General features: G+C 52.5%; 9 protein-coding genes. 6 read left to right on the forward strand and 3 right to left on the reverse strand.

The annotated features are described in order from the left end of the window. The first annotated feature begins 35 nt into the window (after positions 1-35). On the forward strand, positions 36-1274 hold the full coding sequence (locus KOR42_RS05895; RefSeq protein ID WP_231740688.1) for a cytochrome P450 family protein: 1239 nt from the start codon (positions 36-38) through the stop codon (positions 1272-1274). Positions 1275-1375: 101 nt separating this feature from the next. Here the strand turns inward: KOR42_RS05895 and KOR42_RS05900 are convergent, their stop codons facing one another. From KOR42_RS05900 to KOR42_RS05910, 3 genes are all read right to left on the reverse strand, one after another. Continuing rightward, positions 1376-4699: a TlpA family protein disulfide reductase gene (locus tag KOR42_RS05900; RefSeq protein WP_146507887.1), complete on the reverse strand. Its 3324-nt coding sequence runs from the start codon at positions 4697-4699 to the stop codon at positions 1376-1378. A 78-nt stretch (positions 4700-4777) separates the two neighbouring features. Beyond that, complete coding sequence (locus KOR42_RS05905; protein WP_231740690.1) at positions 4778-5809, reverse strand: squalene--hopene cyclase; 1032 nt, start codon at positions 5807-5809, stop codon at positions 4778-4780. A gap of 102 nt (positions 5810-5911) precedes the next feature. Next, on the reverse strand, positions 5912-9196 hold the full coding sequence (locus tag KOR42_RS05910; protein WP_146507889.1) for a hypothetical protein: 3285 nt from the start codon (positions 9194-9196) through the stop codon (positions 5912-5914). Positions 9197-9930: 734 nt separating this feature from the next. Here KOR42_RS05910 and KOR42_RS05915 point away from each other — a divergent pair. The 5 genes from KOR42_RS05915 (at position 9931) to KOR42_RS05935 (ending at position 18325) form a co-directional block, all read left to right on the forward strand. Beyond that, the gene (locus tag KOR42_RS05915) at positions 9931-11460 is read left to right on the forward strand and encodes a hypothetical protein (protein ID WP_146507891.1); all 1530 of its coding nucleotides are present in this window, start codon (positions 9931-9933) and stop codon (positions 11458-11460) included. A 411-nt stretch (positions 11461-11871) separates the two neighbouring features. Beyond that, on the forward strand, positions 11872-12915 hold the full coding sequence (locus KOR42_RS05920; protein WP_146507893.1) for an AAA family ATPase: 1044 nt from the start codon (positions 11872-11874) through the stop codon (positions 12913-12915). Positions 12916-13016: 101 nt separating this feature from the next. After that, positions 13017-13910: a DUF58 domain-containing protein gene (locus KOR42_RS05925; protein WP_146507895.1), complete on the forward strand. Its 894-nt coding sequence runs from the start codon at positions 13017-13019 to the stop codon at positions 13908-13910. Between the two features lie 156 nt (positions 13911-14066). Continuing rightward, positions 14067-16085, forward strand: coding sequence for a BatA domain-containing protein (locus KOR42_RS05930; RefSeq protein ID WP_146507897.1), 2019 nt, complete (start codon positions 14067-14069; stop codon positions 16083-16085). After that, entirely contained in the window at positions 16082-18325 is a 2244-nt protein-coding gene (locus KOR42_RS05935) for a hypothetical protein (RefSeq protein ID WP_146507899.1), read from the forward strand. Before KOR42_RS05930 ends, KOR42_RS05935 begins: the two co-directional genes overlap by 4 nt. The last annotated feature ends 58 nt before the right edge of the window (positions 18326-18383 follow it).

Here is an 18383-nt window from a genome sequence, read left to right on the forward strand (position 1 = left end):
ACGCAGATCTCTCGGTTTCAACAGGAATGGCCATCGTGGAATCTCAGCGATTCGATTTGATTAGTTCCGAGTTCAAAAGCGCGCCGCATAAAACTTATCAGCGGATGCGTGATGAGGGAGATGTCATTCGAGCGAGGATTCCCATCATCGGAAAGGTCTGGGTTTGTACGACGCATCAGGCTTGCTCGGAAATGTTGAAGGATCAGGAGTTGTTCGTTCGTGAGCCGGCTCGTGCTGGCAAGCGGAGCGTCGCCTGGTTTTTGAATTGGCTTCCTCGTCGAGTTCGAGAACTCAGCGACAATATGATGAGCTATGACGGAGAGCAACATCGACGCCTGAGAGGTCTTGTCGACAAAGCGTTTCAACGTCAAAGCGTGTCAGTCCTTCAACCTCGATTGACAGCACTCGCCAGCGACTTCGTGGAAGAACTTCCGCAGCACACTGACGATTCTGGAGTGGTGGATCTCATTCCGCATTTCGCGCGTCCGTTCCCGCTTGAAGTGATTTCGGAACTTCTCGGTCTTCCGGAATCAGATCGAACTCAATTTGCCAACTGGGGAAACCGGTTGGCGACGGTTCGATCACTTCCGACGATGCTGGCTGCCGGAGGAGGCTTGTGGAAGCTGCGAAAGTATCTGGCGCAGCAAATTGAAGAGTGTCGACAGAACCCGCGTCCGGGGCTTCTTTCCGATCTCGTTCATGTCGAGCAGGATGGTCATCGATTGAGTTCCAAAGAATTGATTGCGATGGCCTTTCTTCTACTCGTCGCGGGTCATGAGACAACCGTTCATCTCATCACCGGAGCGATTCTCACGTTCTTAAAAGAGCCTGAGCAAAAGGCTCAACTGATGAATAACTGGGATCTCGCAACGAGCGCGGTCGACGAAACGCTCCGCTATGTTTCTCCAATTGAAATGAGCAAGGGCCGATTTGTGGTTCGCGATGTTGAGTGGCATGGAAAGCCGCTCAAACGTGGTCAAACCATTATGGCAATGATTGGCTCCGCGAATCATGATCCTGCTCGATTTCCTGATCCGGAAACCTTTGATATCTCTCGATCGCCCAATCTGCATTTATCGTTCGGCTCCGGAATTCACACATGCCTCGGAATGCAACTGGCACGTGCAGAAGCTGCGACTGCTCTTCAGCAATTGTTTACTGCGTACCCAGACTTGCAGCTCGCTGATCCCGAAGGACCAGTTCCCTGGACGAAACGATTGGGAATCCGCACGCTCTCGAATCTCAACGTCCGACTGAAATCATCCGAGAACTGAAGCTGCTGGCATTTTGACAAGAGTACGGAAGTATTCTTCCGGCAGGCTCAGCGGATCTTCATTCTGCCTGGAGAGTCTGTTCGAAAGAAATCGTCGGGAGGTTATTCTTCGGATGAGCTTTCGCTCTCCTCGTCGGTGTTCGGAGTCGGGCGTTCCCAGGTCCCGTCGAGAATCTGCTGAATGGTCGTTCTCATTTCGATTCCCCCGTTCTCGCGATATCCAACGTGAACGGATTCGATGATGTTGCCGGGGCTGAGAATCACGGTATGCGGGATGCCGGAGACAGCAAAGTCCGAAGCGACGCTTCCTGCACTGTCCATCGCCACCTCGGGAGTCCAACCTTTCAGAGCGAGAAATGCTCGAACTTCCTGCGGGGTTTCCTGCAAGTTGACCGCCACGAATAAGACGTCTTCCGGATCGAATTCCGCGGTCGCAGCGATGTAATCGGGAAGTGCCTCAACACATGGTCCGCACCAGGTTGCCCAGAAGTCGAGGACAACGACTTTGTCGAGATGGTCACGGATCCGAAAGGTGTTTCCATCGATTCCGGCCAGTTCAAACGGTACGGATTCTGTGCCGATCAGTTTCGAACCTTCCACATTGCTCCCCGATTCCGGAATGTCCCAATCGGGTTCTTTGGCGAATGTCGGAATCCATTGGGAATACGCGACCGGGCCGTTTTCTTGTGGGATCTCACCGAGGACCACTTCACCGATCGCTTGAAACGGGATGCGACACTCGCCGAAGTGAGGAGTCACTCCGATCAGATAGTCCCCTTGGACACCTGTCGGTGACATGCTGAACCTCAGATGATCTTCGAAGGTCAGTTGCATCCCTTCACGAAGAGGTTCATCGCTTTCAGCTTCCTGCCCTTCTTCGGTTTCGTCTGTTTCAGTGGTCGACGGCGGATGGAGCCAGATGACCGCCGCGATTCGTTCACGTGAAAACGGGAACTCCTCCAGTTGAGATTCAAACTGAACCGTTTCTTCGTCGATGTGTTTGAGGTGTCCTCGTAACAGGTCTCCATTGCGAGCCATGAGGACGTGACTCGACGGGCGCTCTCTGCGAAAACGCGGAATGAGAAGTGTCCGATTCCGAGTTTCTTCAACGATGAACTGTTTGACGGATGTGCCATCGAGGTTCCGGACTTCGAAATCAGAAATCATGATGCCGCGCGTCAGTGGGTTTGACCCGTAAGCGGCGTTTCTGGTGATCGAATTGACGTTTGCTTTGAATGTCAGACTCTTGCCGATTCGCTTCTGATGATCCATGGGAATGGATTTGAGCAGTTGTCCATCGACGACGACATGGATCTTTCCGTCGCGCACGGAGAGTGAGATTTCGACCGATCCCTTCTCGGAGTCGATGAACGTTTGACGTCCGCCACCGGCGGGATTCATGCGAAGCTGTCGGATCTGCAATTGGTTGCCTGCCTGAACAGCGGGATCGAAATCCTCAACCCAGAGTTTGGTCCCATTCAGCATGATCTTCAGATTCGTTGCATCGCGAGGGTTTCCGAGTCGTTCGCCGTACAACTGAATCTGCAGTTCCGAGTATTGCTGGGCTCCCCAATCAAGCCGAAACCGAACCTCGTCTCCGGTGAGAATTTCAGGATGACCGTAAGTGGCCGAGGTTTTCATAATCAACCGGTCGCCATCATTCTTCGTGCCGCCGAGCATGCGCTTCCAGCCTTCGTCTTCGAAGCCACGTTGAAAAACACGTTCGGGAACGGAGAGTTCGACCGCTTTGACGATATCCGTTGAAATTTCTGACAAGTCCGAGAATGGCACTTCCAGTTCGATACGCTCATCTCGAACTGAATGAAGTATGCAGGGAATCACATCTCCATTGCGGAGATAAAGAAAGTCAGGATATCCGTCGTCTAATGCACTGCTGTCCGCCGGTTCTTCTCCTCGAATGAAACGGGCATTACCTGCGGTTGCAAATGCGTTCGGATTCAGTGCGCTCGGATTCAGTCCTCCTGCCGAAATCCAAGAGACCGGTGGAGTCGTATCATTGGAGATCACGAGTTTGCCGTTGAGCGTTCCTCCCGGGTAGACCAACCCGTCGGGAGCGTCAGGAATCGTGGGTTCACTGATCAAGCGGATCCTTTGAAGGCCAGTCAATGAGGCGGAGACAGGGGCTTCGGACCATTCCGCGGAAATCTCGATTTGCTCGTCTTCGACTCGTAGCACTTTCCCGGTGACCACTCCTCCAGTTTGCCAACTTACCTGATCGACTGCACGAAGAGGGGACGACTCCGGATCATCGTTGACGACGATGGATTCAATCTGATCGACGGAAAACTCCGTCGGCTCTTGGTCACTCTCGCCCGGAAAATTGACAGGCTCTCCCGGTTCAAATTGAGGAACATCACCGTAAAGAATGGAGCCGTCGGTCAAGTGAATTCGACTCGTTCCGGTTTTTAATGGTTTGGGAAGATTCCCGTTCCAGCGGTCGACGCGGATGTACTTCAGCGTGAGGTCGCCGTCCCGGTTCCAAATCTGCAGGCCTTTCGGTTTGTATTCAGGCTCTTCTTTCTTGGGATCTCCTTTGAGTTCACCGAGTTTCACGCCCGAGTGCGAAAAGACTTCCACGGTGTGCTTCTTCTGATCCACGAACATGTGAAGATGAACGCGTTTCTGATCTTCTTTGAGTGTTGCCAGTTCTGTGAACTGAAAACCGGAGAGCAGGACCAGAATTTCTTCCCAGCTTTCAACGCGCAGGCTCATCTCTCGGCTCTCGCCAAGTGCGAACGTGAATGATGGGCGTTTCGACTCCGATTCGATGACAAACTCGACTTCGACCCGATCGGAGAAATCGAGTTTCTGATACGCTCCATGATTTCCAGAATCGGTCACGAGTTCTCCGTTGGGCTGTTCATTCCAACCAAATGGTTCTGTATTCGGATTCGGTGTCGTCCAGCCTTCAACTCCACGCGGTCCCTGATAAATCAGATCCGGCGTGTCGACACGTTTGACGTGTTCAACGTGTTCGAGCAGGACGGAAAACGGGGAAAAGCGATCGCTTTCAAACAACAGCGACGTTTCCGTCGCACCGATGAGGTCTCCAAACAGAACGTCTCCATTGCGAAGCGAAATGCGAAACTTGTCATGACTCTGCGGCAGCGGATCAACTTTGCGGAATTGAACCGCCGAGAGAGCTGACCGCTCGATTTGAAGCGGATCGACGAACAGCGGAGATCGCCAGGTGAGCGTTTCTTCATCGACTGAGAGAAGCTCTCCGTACAGTGTGTCCCCTTCGTGCCAGTACAACGTTCCGGATGATGGATCGTCTGCAATTGCAATGGCTGCCAGATTCAGAACGAGCGCAATCCCCCCCATCAGAGCGATGAACGGGGCGATCTGTTTTCGGCGTCGATTTGGCCGCTGATCCTGAAAAATTGGGAAGCGGTTCGAAATCATAATTCACTTTCGCTTATGAACCCGATGCAGTTGGACTTCGCAAAAGGTTGTTCGGATCGAAACAGCAATCACTGTTGATCAGCGTTCGTAGATAGGAAGAAATCGGTAATTGAGAGCCATTGCCAGCATCGACATGGCTGTTCCGTAGGCCTCTCCGTGACCGCTTTGAAAACTCCCGTCATCTCTTTGTAGTGCAGAGAGTTGTTTGACTGTGATTTTGTTCCATTTCTGCCATGCTTCGAAGTCTCCTTGAAACAACGCCTGAGCCATGTAGTAGCGAAAATAGAACGGGTAGCTGTTTTCAAAGGATTCGAGAGTTGAAGTGAGTTGATTCATGACACCACGATATTGGTCCAAGTCCTTGCGATGTCCGATCGCCATCACCAGTCCCGAGATCGCCTGGAGGTTTCTTGATCCTCCGCCTCCAATTCCCGAGTACCCAACGCTGCCTTGTCGAGTGGTCATCTTTTGAAAGTACTCGAGACCTTTATCTATCACTTCGTTCGGAACATTAATCCCGGCGTTTCGAGCGGCGAGCAATCCCATCAGGACAGCCCCGGAAACAGAAGTGTCTGCATCGGTCGATTCCGGAGAATAGCGCCACGCGCCCCAGGGATTGTTCTTCTGCGATGTCGCTGCACATCCCACAGCAAGTTCGAGAGCTTCGCCAATTGTTCTTTGTTCGTTGGCGTCCTCTTCCCCAGCCCAGAGAAGTTCGTCATCGAGAACACCGTACACTTCGGCCAGGCCCAGCATTCCGAATCCGTGGTGATACATGCTGCCGGGAAGGTATCCGGTTTTGGAATCCTGTCCACGGATGAGATGTCGCACTGCTTTGCGGATGTTTTCCCGATACTTTCCAAAGTTGGGATCTTCTCCGCTCGCGAGGAATGCCATGATGCACATTCCAGTAATTCCGGAATTTCCCACTCCGCCGTGACCGATCGAAGAGCCTCCCCAACTTCCATCCGGAGACTGGTTTCGGACCAGCCATTGGAGTCCGCGCTCATAGATCTCTTCAACTTCCGGAGGGACAGCGTCACCGTAGCGCAGTTCGGAATCCTGCGCGCTACAGGCGGAAACGCTTAAGATGAGTGCTGTCCAGATCACGGCACTTTGAGACAGTGAGTGCCTGCTTCTTTGGATCGCGACGTTCATAAATCAGGGCTTTCAATGCGCGGAATTTTGTGTCAGACCAAAGCGGTCGAAAGCTCAATTTGCCGTCCGGCCTTCGAGGGCGTTGAAGAAGGCATCAAGGCCGTCGCGAAATTCTTCGGGGAGTTTTTCGACTGAGACTCCGCTTGATTGTTCGACTTCACGCTGTTCGACCTTTGCGTTCGGATCATGACCCGGACCCATTAACGCAAGGGCTGCCGAAGACGTTGTTCCTCCGCCTCCGCCGCCGGGTGTCGATCCTCCTCCGCCTCCTCCTCCACCAGGATTGGCTCGTTTGGACTGGAGGAGCCACTCAATGGCCTCTGTCTCCGCTCCGATCGCTTCTGGACCGGTATTCGGTTCGCCGAGAATTTGCGTTGCGTCCGCCATTGCATTGCTGGCCATCGAGACGAGATACAACTCTTTCTTGAATTTGGCAGCCCCTTCCGGAATGGCTCGAATATCCGTCATCACAGCCAGAGTTCGACGGTGAATGGTGTCCTGCGTTTCGGATTGTTTTTTAGCACGTTGATCGTAGATGTCGACGTCAACAGCTTCCCGAGATTGTTCGAGAGAACGCGTTTCTTCGCGGAGGTCCATTTCCGCTTCGATGATCCGCATCACTTCCAGGACGATTTCCGGCGGCAGGCTGTCAGAAGGTCCGCCCTGACATTGTCCGCATTTCGATGCACTGACGAGTTCTTCTCCCCAGCGATCGAACGTATCTGCCCAGAATTCTGCATGAACAATGGACTCTCCGGAGAGATTGTGGCGAACCCGGTTCCCGAGCTGATTCAAGCTTTTGATTGTCTCGAGTTCTTTCATTTCATCGAGAATTCGAAGGAGTTTGTCGTCGCGTTTTCGACCGTAATAGGCTTCGAGGTCCGACTGAATGTTCCAGGCATTCTCGCTTTGAGTGACTTCTGCTTCTGCAATCAGTTCCATCGTTTCGGATTGTCGATCGTCCAGGTTTTGCTCTTCGACGCCAAACCCTTTGAAGAGTGTCCGATTCAGGTTCTTGGCGATATCGAGTTGTTTTCTTGAGGCTGCTTTGAATCGTTTGACGAAGGTGCTGTTCTCAAGGTCATCGAGGATGTCCTGCATTTGTTCGCGCAGCTTGTTGAAATCTTCGATCAGTTTCGCCTGAACTTCCACAGCCTGATCGATTTGTTCCTGTGGCTCGGACTTTTGAGGTTTCTTTTCGCCCTTGGGGCCACCCATCAATGTTGTTGTGGGCAACGTCAGTTTTCCCGTACTTCCGTTCTTGGGAGGTTTGGGTTTTCCGTCCTCCTCCTCTGCCTGATTCGGCTTGTTGAATCCCTGTTCGACGTCAGAGAGAGAGGGAGCTTTGGGAACGGGCTTCTTCTCTGCTCCCCCTTCTCCTGAACCCGGTTTTTGATTGCGATTGTTTCCCGCTGTCGGGGCAGACTTCGAAGGCGATTCTGCTCCTGGGCTTGGTGGCTTCGCGACCGATTTTGCGGACTCGTTTAACAGGTCGGCGATGGATGGCATTCTTTTGTCTGCCATTTCACGCATCTGCTTCAAAGTTTCCGCAAAGAGTTCGAGATGGCCGACCAACATTTCAGGATTTTTAACGGCCTGATTAATGAGTCGTTCGCCAGCGTCGGTGACGGCGCCCAATTTTGTTGCGTTGGCTTTTTCCGCGGAAGCTTGCCGACGGATACGGCTTTGCGTTGCCGGCTGCTGCAACGCTTCGCCATCAAGTCGACGCAGTGCACGGTTTTCGTCGTGCAAGCGAACTTCTTCCTCGTAGACATCATCTGCATGGCTCGCCCATCGTCGTAACTGGTTCGCGATCCAGATTGCATGATCTTGCGGTGTCATCACGTGCAAGATGTACGGGGCGCTGTAAGCTCTCTCTCCATCGGGGCGATAGTCCTCAGCATAAGCGCGAACTTGCAGCGTCTGCGGAGTGACATTGTCGGTCTCGGCACAGAAGCTTGTCGTCCCGTTGAGGCGGGTCTGTTCGTAATCGCCTCGAAGTACTGGCTTTTCACCCTGTTCAGGATGAGGGTTGCGAACAGGATCGATGATCCCGGACCACTCAAGTCCGAGAGTTTTCAAGCCGAAGTCATCCGTCGCAGAGATCTCGAAGTTGATCACCTCTGTAGAAAGGATGACCTGATTCGGTTCGATGAGCAGGCAGCCAACGGTGGGGGAAGCATCTTCGACAGCATTCATTCGAAGCTGAAAATCATCCTTCGCTGTGAGCCCGAGTGTGTCTTGCCAGTCAAACGAAATGGTTTGAGTCGAGTCGGCGTGGAATTTTTTCCGGTGAATTTGTGCAGCCTGGATCTGTGCTTCTTCTCCGTTCACTCGTGCTGATTGCAATTCCCGATTAATGGTCGCGACGAATTCTGCCGTCGAACCCTGAACAACCGAAATCACGCCACCACGAACATCGATCTCAAGAGGTTTGGAGTAATTCAGGTACTCTGGGAGATGGACGAAGGCCTGAATGTCTTTGAGTTCAGGACGCGGTTGGGGATGGATGTCGATTGTGTGACGCGCGTCGCCGATTCTGAGATTGAGAGCCGACTCAGACGTTAAGGGTGGGATGGTGAATTCGTAGCGGTCTTCTTGTCGTTTCGTTGAGACCTGTTCACGAAGAGCGTCGGTGTGGATCGTTCCTTGATCCGGGGACCATTGCGTCGAAGAAGAGAGTGTGGCGGTCAGCGGAAACTCTTCTCCGAGCGGAACGACCATCTCTTCGGGAAGAGAATCGAGCTGAGCAAACGTGAAGCGTTTGATGTCGCTCCACGGAGCCAGCCAGCGTCCGAGTGCGTTCGCTCCGGCCGCTGGGACAACAATCAAACAAAGCAACATGAGACAAGCAGGAATTGCGGCGGTTCGCATCCAGAACTTGTGGCGAGGTTCGGGAACGGCATCGGAAAGGTCGCGATCGCGCATGACTTCGTCGACTTGATCGATGGCGGCCTGCCGCAAGGTTTTACTGTCGCTGGCTCCTTTTTCGTTTTGTGCCAGTTCGACAATTCCAAGCAATTGATCTCCGAGTGCCGGGAAGTTGTGTCGAACCAGTCCGGCGACTTGCTCCATTCGACGAGTGCCCCACAACCAGCGGTGGCATTTCAACGGAAAAAAGACAGCCAGGCCAACACTACCGAGAACGAGGATTGTTCCCCGAATGATCGCGGGGGTGTCGAAAATGCGATCGAGGGCGAAGACGGCGAGGTACGACAGGACCAATCCGAAGATTCCGGCCAACAGGCCTTCGGCCACTTTGATCATTCGAACCCGTTGACGAAAATCACTGAGACGCCGCGTCGTGTTTGGGGGGAGTCCGTGTTCTTGGCCTGTCATCGAGACTGCATCCTCATAAGGTTTCGGGTTCGAATTCCGTGCCTGCCTTGAATTTAAAAATCGTGTGCGACTTTCACTTCCGGGGCCGGATGGCGTCAACTTGTGAAATGATGGTGCGATCAAGAACTTCAGAACGATGCGAAGCGACCGGCTGAAGCCTCTCTGAAAATCCCTACGAGTGAATCTATGAGCTCGTCTGCCCTGCCCTGAGTGGCGATTCCTTAGTCGGGAAAGGGACTAACTCTTGTGACCACCGCTTCCTCTTGTTTCCAGACTGCTCATGTTTCCAGACTGCTCATGTTTCCAGATGAGGTTCTTCAATGAAACTCGACAGCTTGCCGACAGTCTTTACGACAATCCCGGACAAACTGATTACAAAAAATCCGTTCAATCTTCAGATTTCTTTGCAACATCATGAAGCCTCAGACGTAGTGACTCGCAGAAACGTTGCACAAAACCTTCAGAAAACTTTCGTTGAATATATCGTGAGACAAACATCCTCACCAGAAGAAACATGAAAATTGAGACTCAATTGAGTCGGCGCTTGCGAAGCAGCGATTCCGCGCAGAGAATGATGACAAGTCGGCTGGAGGGCTCAATTCATGATTCCTCGAAGGTCGACAGGTTGAGGTCAAGCGACCCCCAGTCGCGTCCGATGAGACGGAAAAATTGATCTTCAGCTTGCCGTTGCGAGTTCGTTCGGAACAGGCGGTGACATTTTTTGAGGCAATCACATGTGGTACTTGCAGGTGGCCCTTGGCGTGTTGGTGATCGGTGTTTCACAATCGCCAAGGCAGGTGTACGCAGATGAACCAGCAGACGGTGGATTCTTTCAGCAGCTCGCTGAGGCCATCGAAGATGTTGTTGAGGGTGTCGTCAGGCCACAGCAACCCGCGATGCGGCTCAATTTTCCAGGCAATGCCGTTCAGCCGGTTCCAGAGGCGACAATCGAAGATCGAAAGGAACGGCTCGTTCACCATCTTGAGTCGGCCGCGACCTGGGTCGATGCAGTCGTCACGCTGACGCCAGAGCAAAAGCAGCAACTCGATGAATTTCATCTCAAGGTTCTCACGACTTCGCAAGAGAATTTCATTAAGTCAACTGGCCCAAGAGATGCTCAAAAGCCGTTGAGTGATTTCGCTCCGATTCGCTTCGTCGGGAAATCAGGTGCCGCCTATCTGGCGACCGGATACGACTGGCTTCAGTTTATGAAGACGCTGCTCGACGAAGAGCAGTATCAAAAGTTTCAGGCGGCGATGTCTGAACGTCATCAACAGCTGCGAGATGCTTTAGTTGGTCACCTGATCAACAAGATTGACGCAGAACTCTTTTTTACAGCAATTCAACGAGAGGAATTCCGCGAAGAGTTTGTTCCTAAGTTGGTTCCGGGAGAAACACGGATCTTTACATTTTATCCGCAAAGTTATTATCTCGAATACGAATCACTCGAAGACTTGCTCTCAACCGTTCCTGACAGCGTTTTTCATGCCGCTCAACGGAAAAGACTTAAACAGTTGATCGACGGGTCACAATATGGCAATCGAAGTGAACAATATGTCACGTTCATGGCCAAAGAAGGCGTCGACGGTTGGCACAAGAAGTTAAGTGAATTGAATGAGTATCAACAGGATCGGCTGAAATCCGCAATTAATGTTCGAATCGAATTTTGGAAGGCTCACGGCGAGTTGAGCGACGAGAATCTGCGGGTGCTTAAAGTGGCTGGACGCGGATGTATCGTATACGTCCTGGAAAGTTGGAGAAAACAAAATCGAGCCAATATGGCTGGTTGGGAAAAGACCGTTGGTCAAAATCCGAACGTCAACTTTGGATTTAGCATTCAGGTTCCCGAGACGTCCAAAATTGATTCTCATCAGCTCTGGGTGAATTCTCTCGCTCGCTGTGTCGACGATTTCAAAACGATTGATCGCGAGCGATCGGAAGCCATGGAGCGGGCAGCAGCTGCTTATCTTGTTTCGCTCGTTGATCGTGAACTGTGGCTGACCACGGAACAGTCACAGCAATTGATTGAAGTGATGCTGGCCGATCTTCCGCGAACACTCAAGACAAATCAGGCATACATCGAAGAACTCATTTTCCTTACTATCCCGTTAGCGAACATTCCGGATGCACGGTGGGAAGAGATTCTCAATGAACGTCAACTTGATGCACTGAACGGGCTGAAAGCTCAATTTCGAATTAATGGAAACATCGCCTCGGTTCGGATGCGTAACATGGGAGAATTTCAGTTTGCGATCCCGCGTTAACTCGCAAAGCGTTGAGAGTTTCCCGGCGAGAACCCAAGCTACCTGCGGTCAAGAACTGGATGGATGATGAGGATTAAGAACATGAAGTCTGACCGTTTCCGCCCTCACTGGCCGCGAGCGATTTCTGTTTTGACATGATGTGAGAATTCATTCGAATCTGTTCGAAGTTGCCACAACACTCAATTGATCCCCAGCCCATGAAACTCCCACCTGATGATTCCGACTTCCACTCATTTTGGATGCTGTTGGATGTCTCGATCGAGTTTCGTTGAGTTGACAAACCTTGCTGCTTCAATCACAACGCCATCGAAGACATGTGAAATTGTTGACAAGTGAAATCGTTGATTTGTGGCAGGTCGGAAGTCTCACTCCCCGGTCCCATCTTTCTCTCAACTCTTGATTAGGATAGCAATGAACCCGGAATCAGCGACTACTCAGGAACTTCATGAGGATGATGTCAGTGCGATTGATGAACTGAGAAAGCGGTATCAGGAGTTAAGAGAAGAACTGTCCCGAGTCATTGTCGGTCAGGACAAGGTTGTTGAACAGCTGGCGATCTGTCTTTTCGCTCAAGGGCACTCCCTGCTGATGGGCGTCCCCGGTCTGGCAAAAACAATGCTTGTCCGTCGACTTGCGGAAACGATGTCGTTGTCGTTCAGTCGAATTCAGTTTACGCCCGATTTGATGCCGATGGACATCACCGGCACGGACATCCTTCAGGAAACCCACGAAGGCCGCAGGGAGTTTGAATTCGTCAAAGGTCCTGTGTTTGCCAACATCGTGCTTGCGGACGAAATCAACCGGGCTCCGTCGAAGACTCAAGCTGCGATGCTGGAAGCGATGCAAGAACATCGCGTGACTGTCGTGGGAAGACCTTACGAGTTGACGCCTCCCTTCTTTGTGCTCGCCACGCAGAATCCGGTTGAGCAAGAAGGAACGTATCCGCTGCCGGAAGCGCAGCTTGATCGTTTCATGTTTCTGATCACTGTCGACTATCCAAGCCGTTCGGAAGAAATCGAAATTGCCCGAACGACGACCGGGGCGAGTCTCCCTCAATTGGGCGAAATTATGGATGCCGAAACGGTCTTGCGGTTTCAGAGCCTTGTGCGACGGGTTCCCGTTCCGCAGCATATTTATGAGTATGCGGTCGATCTCGTTCGTCGAACGCGGCCGAATGTTGATGAATCGCCCGATTGGCTGAAGCCGCTTGTCGCTTGGGGAGCCGGTCCGCGGGCTGTGCAATATCTTATTCTCGGAGCGAAGTCACACGCGGCTCTTCATGGAAGTTATATGGCACGTTTAGATGATGTTCTGGCGGTCGCTGAACCGGTTTTAACACATCGTATTTTGACAAACTTTAATGCCGAGTCGGAAGGGATTCGTAGCAACGATGTCATTCGCAGACTTGTGGAAGAATTAAATGCAGAAGTGAGTGGTAAGACTCGCGAGAGTTAATCCGTTGAGGCGATGATGCTGATCGTCGAGCTGTTTTCTGTGGAAATGAGACTCGATTCCAACAAGTTCTGTGACAACTCCGATTGAATGGCAAACCCTGAATGCGAGATTTCATCGATCCTAAAGTCATCTCCCGGCTTTCAGCGCTTCCGATCGACGCCCGCATCCCGATGATCGGAAGTGTTTCCGGTAGGCACCGGAGTCCGACGCGCGGTTCAAGCCTCGAGTTTTCTGAATATCGCAAGTATGTTCCCGGGGATGATACGCGTCGGCTCGACTGGCGGGCCTGGGGGCGCAGCGATCGGTTCTTCATTAAAGAGTATGAGGCTGACACGAATCTGCGGCTGTGTCTAATCGTCGACGTCAGCGGATCGATGAATTTCGGAATCGACGGGACACAAGAAGTCGGCCAGCGAAAGATCGATTACGCCCGGAAGCTGGCAGGCACTCTGGCATATCTGGCTTCCAGTCAGGGCGATGCTGTGGGGCTGTATTGTGCTGCTGAGGACTTTCGTCGGGAAATCCCTCCCAAGCGGAGCGGCGCGCACCTGCGATTTATTCTTGATGAGTTAGGAGAGATTGAAGGAAACGGCGAAACGGGCCTCGCTGATGCTCTTCATCAAGCAGCCGAACGAATCGCTCAACGGGCGCTGGTTGTGATCATTTCGGATCTGTTCCTGGAACCGGAATCACTCAAGAGCGCCTTTCAGCATCTTCGCTTTCGAAAGCACGATGTTGCTGTCTTTCATCTACTCGAACAGAACGAAATTGATTTCCAGTTTGACCGTCCGATGCGTTTTCAGGATCTGGAAGGAGCGGCTCCGATGCTGGTCGATCCGACAACGATTGCCAAACAGTACCGCCAGGCAGTTCAGGCTTACCTTTCGGCGTTGACGTCCATCGTTCGCGATTCCGCAATTGACTATCATCGGGTGACGATTGCAGAAGACTACTCAGACGTGTTGGCGAGGTTCTTATTGGCTCGCAAGCTTTAGTCCATATTTATGGTTGTGCTGCACACTTCGGAACTCATTTCATTGGATGAAAGTCGTGCCTGCTCGTGAAATTGTTGAAAGCGAGAATTTCATTGTGTTGAGAGCCTTCACTCAGTTTGAAAAGGGAGAACCCGCGTTGATTCGACGGATCACTTTATGACATTCCTGCAACCGTACATTCTGTTTGCACTGCCGCTGATCGCACTGCCGATTCTGATTCACTTGATCAATCAGAATCGGCACAAGACGATTCACTGGGCTGCGACAATGTTTCTGGTGCAGGCGAAACGGATGTCGAAAGGGATCGCCCGACTTCGCTACCTGTTGATTATGCTTGCGAGAATGCTGGCGATTGCGGGATTGATTTTCGCCGTCAGTCGTCCGATGGCGGGAGGATGGCTCGGCCTGACATCGGGAAGTGCGCCGGATACCACCATCATTGTTCTCGATCGCTCCGTCAGCATGGAGCAGAAGGGACCGGGAACCTCTCTGTCGAAACGGGAAACGGCACTCGAGAAACTCGCTCAACTTCTTTCGGAGACGAGCAGAGATTCCCGCTTGATTCTTTTCGAAACGACAAGTCTGGAACCGCTCGAACTGACATCAGCAGCCGATCTCGCCGACCTCCCGCAAACCGGTCGGACATCCATGGCGAGCGATATTCCCGGTCTCCTACAATCCGTAGCGGATTATGTGATCGCGAATGAAAGCGGCCGGACAGACGTTTGGATCTGCTCCGATTTGCGACAAAACGACTGGGACCCTTCCGGAGGACGCTGGGAAGCGATTCGTTCTCAGTTGGCGGAACGTGAGGGATTGCGATTGTACCTCTTGTCGTATCCGGAAGTCTCGCCATCGAACCTGGCTGTCAGTGTTTCAGGAGTTCACAGACGCGAAACCTCCGGGGGCGCGGAACTGGTGATGGATCTCAAGCTCACACGCGATTCGAACGAAGAACCGGTGCGGGCTGTGCCGATCAGTTTTGTGATTAACGGAGCAAGATCGACGTTGGACGCGGAGATCTCCGGATCAGAGATGGTTCGCAACGGCTATACCATTCCGATCGATCGCGAATCGAAAGAAGGCTGGGGGCGTCTCGAAATCCCCGGCGACGACAACCCTGCCGACAATTCTTATGAACTAACTTACGCAGAGCCCGCGACCCAACGCACGTTAATTGTCTCTGACGATCCTCAGAACGCAGAACTCTTCAATCTGGCTGCGCAGACTCCAGTGGATCGCACGTTGACTTACGAAACCGTGACGATGTCATCATCGGAAACGGCAGCTCTTCCCTGGGATGAGACGGCTTTGATTCTCTGGCAGGCTCCGCTTCCTGACTCGGCGATCGCAGCACAGCTGGAGGCATTTGTTCGATCAGGACGCACCGTCATTTTCTTTCCTCCGGAATTTGCAAACAATTCACAATTTCTGGGCGTTCGATGGGGAGACTGGATCGAGTCATCAGAAGTGGACGGCTTTTCGGTTGAACGATGGAGAACCGATTCCGACCTTCTCGCAAACTCGATGAGTGGAACTCCCCTTCCGGTCGGAGAGATTGTGGTCCGCGAATACTGTGAACTTGATGCTGCAGAGGCGACGATATTGGCTCAACTCGGTGATGGCGTGCCTCTGCTATCGCGAGTCGTGACAACTCAAGGGGCTGCCTATTTCTGCACAACCTTGCCGACGTTTCCTCATTCGAATCTCGCGGATAACGGCATCGTCTTCTTTATCATGACACATCGGGCTCTGGCGAGCGGGGCTGCTGTCCTTGGAGCTTCTCGCAATCTTGTTGCAGGAGCGACGAATTTCGAGGACGTCTCAGATTGGGTTCCTCTCGACGAGTCGACATCAGAAGTTCTCGTTTCTCAGCGACCGTATAATTCCGGGGTGTATCAGTCGAAAGACTCGCTGGTGGCGATCAATCGGCCGTTGATGGAAGACAGCCCGGCGATCGTGACGGAAGAGAGTCTCGAACAAGTTTTGAGTGGATTGAATTACGTCATTATCGACGATCAGGCAGGGAGTCAGTCGGCACTCGCGAACGAAGTCTGGAGGACGTTTCTGATCGCAATGATCGTTGCACTGTTGCTGGAGGCCGTTTTGTGTTTGCCTGATCGCGAATCTGCCACCACTTCCGTTTCTCAAACTCCAGTCATGACATCGGTATGACGTTTCATTGGACTGCAACTACCCTGCTGATCTCGCTGCTCGTCCTGCTTCTGGCAGCTGGGTGCTGTTTGATCAGTTGGCGGCGAAGTGGCTACACGCGTTCGATGGGCATTCTCGAAGCCCTTCGATTTCTTCTGGTATTTATGGCTGTCGTTTCACTCAACCAACCGGAGTTGCTGCAAGAGTACCAACCGGATGAACAACCGACTCTCGTGGTGATGTACGATGTGTCGGAAAGTATGCAAACCCAAGACGTCATTGATCCCGAGAGACCGGCGGGAACTCCTCTTCGGCGAATGGATCGGATCGAGGAATTCATTCCTTCCGCAACGAGTGAAAGCGATCCCGCGACCGAAAACTCTGAGGTCGCTGACGTCAATCTCCCTGAGTTATGGTCCGGAATGAGTGATCAGCTGGAGGTCGTTTTCGAGCCGTTCTCGTCAACTCTCTCGGATGCTTCACGCGGAACAGATTTTAATCAAGCACTCAAATCAACTTACGAACTCCATTCCAATCTGCGTGGAATTGTGCTCATTTCTGACGGAGACTGGAACACCGGAACGACTCCCGCGGAAGCAGCGACGGAGTTGCGGATGCGAAACGTGCCTGTCTTTGCCGTCGCTGTGGGAAGCGAAGACCGGCTTCCGGATGTTCAGCTTGTGAATATCGATGCTCCGACTTTTGGAATCGCCGGGAAGACCATGCGCATTCCATTTCGAATTAACAACTGGCTTCCCAAAGCCCAGGAACTCTCTGTAACTCTCTCGGGAACACTCGAGGCCCCAATTTCGAAAACCGTTCGCGTGCAAGGCATGGGGGAGTTACGAGATACGATCAACTGGCGGCCGACGAAAACGGGCGACTACAAGCTTCGTCTTGAGATTCCCGTTGCGGACGAAGAATCGAACCCTGAGAATAACGTCCTTGAGTTTCCCATCAGAATTCAGAATGAAACGCTGAAAGTTTTGATTGTGGAATCTTATCCGCGATGGGAGTATCGCTATCTCCGGAATGCGTTGGAACGCGATCCCGGGGTTGATGTCCACTGCCTGTTATTTCATCCCGATCTTGACGGCGTCGGTGGAGGACGAGGTTATCTCGAACAGTTTCCCGGGGAAGAAGAACTCTTCGACTACGACGTTGTTTTTCTCGGGGATGTTGGAGTCGAGGCTTCGCAGCTTACGATTGAAGAAACCGAACAAATCCGGCAACTGGTTCGGAATCATGCAGGAGGACTGGTCTTTCTTCCCGGATTTCGTGGAAAGCAAGAGACGTTACTCTCAACCGAACTTGAGGAGTTGTATCCGGTCATCGTTGATCCAGCTGCTCCGCGAGGTCACGGTCTTCCAGTTCCCGCTCGATTTTCGCTGACAGAAAGTGGCCGACGCAGCCAACTCACCCGATTGGAAGTTGACGAGCGCGAGAATGAACGGGTCTGGAGCAACCTTCCAGGCTTTCAGTGGTACGCCTCCGCCCTTCGATCAAAAATCGGTGGGGAAGTTCTCGCGGTTCATGAGACAGAATCGACCCGATTCGGACGTGTTCCGTTAATCGTCGCTCGAACATTCGGAACAGGGAAGGTTCTGTTCATGGGAACAGACGGAGCATGGCGTTGGCGGAAAGGCGTCGAAGATTTGTACCACTATCGATTTTGGGGACAGGTCGTGCGTTGGATGGCGTACCAACGGAACATGTCACAAGGCGAATCGATGAGGCTCTTTTACTCACCGGATCGACCAGAAGCTGGGAATGTTTTGACTCTCAACGCCAATGTCTCCGGACCGACAGGAGAGCCATTACAAACCGGGACCGTCGTCTGTCAGATCACCTCTCCGTCAGGACAGGTCGAGACGCTCCGTTTGCAGACGACCGATGAGGAGTCATGGGGATTATTCACCGGGATGTTCACCCCGGAAGAGGGCGGGAATTACACCGTCCTGACAACGTGTACCGAGACTGGTACACAACTCGAAACCACGATCGCTGTGGCGGGTGGTGAACGAGAAGTGATCGGCGACCCAGCCCGTTTCGACGTGCTTCACGAAATTGCCACGATCAGCCGGGGGGAAGTGACGGACCCCTCGCAGATGAATCAGCTCGTTGACAAACTTGCCAAGCTTGAAGAGCCCGAGCCGGTTGTTCGTCGATTGAGAGTTTGGGCCCATCCACTCTGGGGTGGCCTCATGATCCTGTTGCTTGCAGTGTTCTGGTCTGGCAGAAAACTTGCCGGGCTTGCCTGATGATTCGATTCATGGACGCGGAATTTGTGGGATCGGCAATCCGCCATGCGGTTCGAGT

Origin of the sequence: Thalassoglobus neptunius, assembly GCF_007859735.1 — a bacterium.
In the GTDB taxonomy this organism is placed as follows: Bacteria; Planctomycetota; Planctomycetia; order Planctomycetales; family Planctomycetaceae; genus Thalassoglobus; species Thalassoglobus neptunius.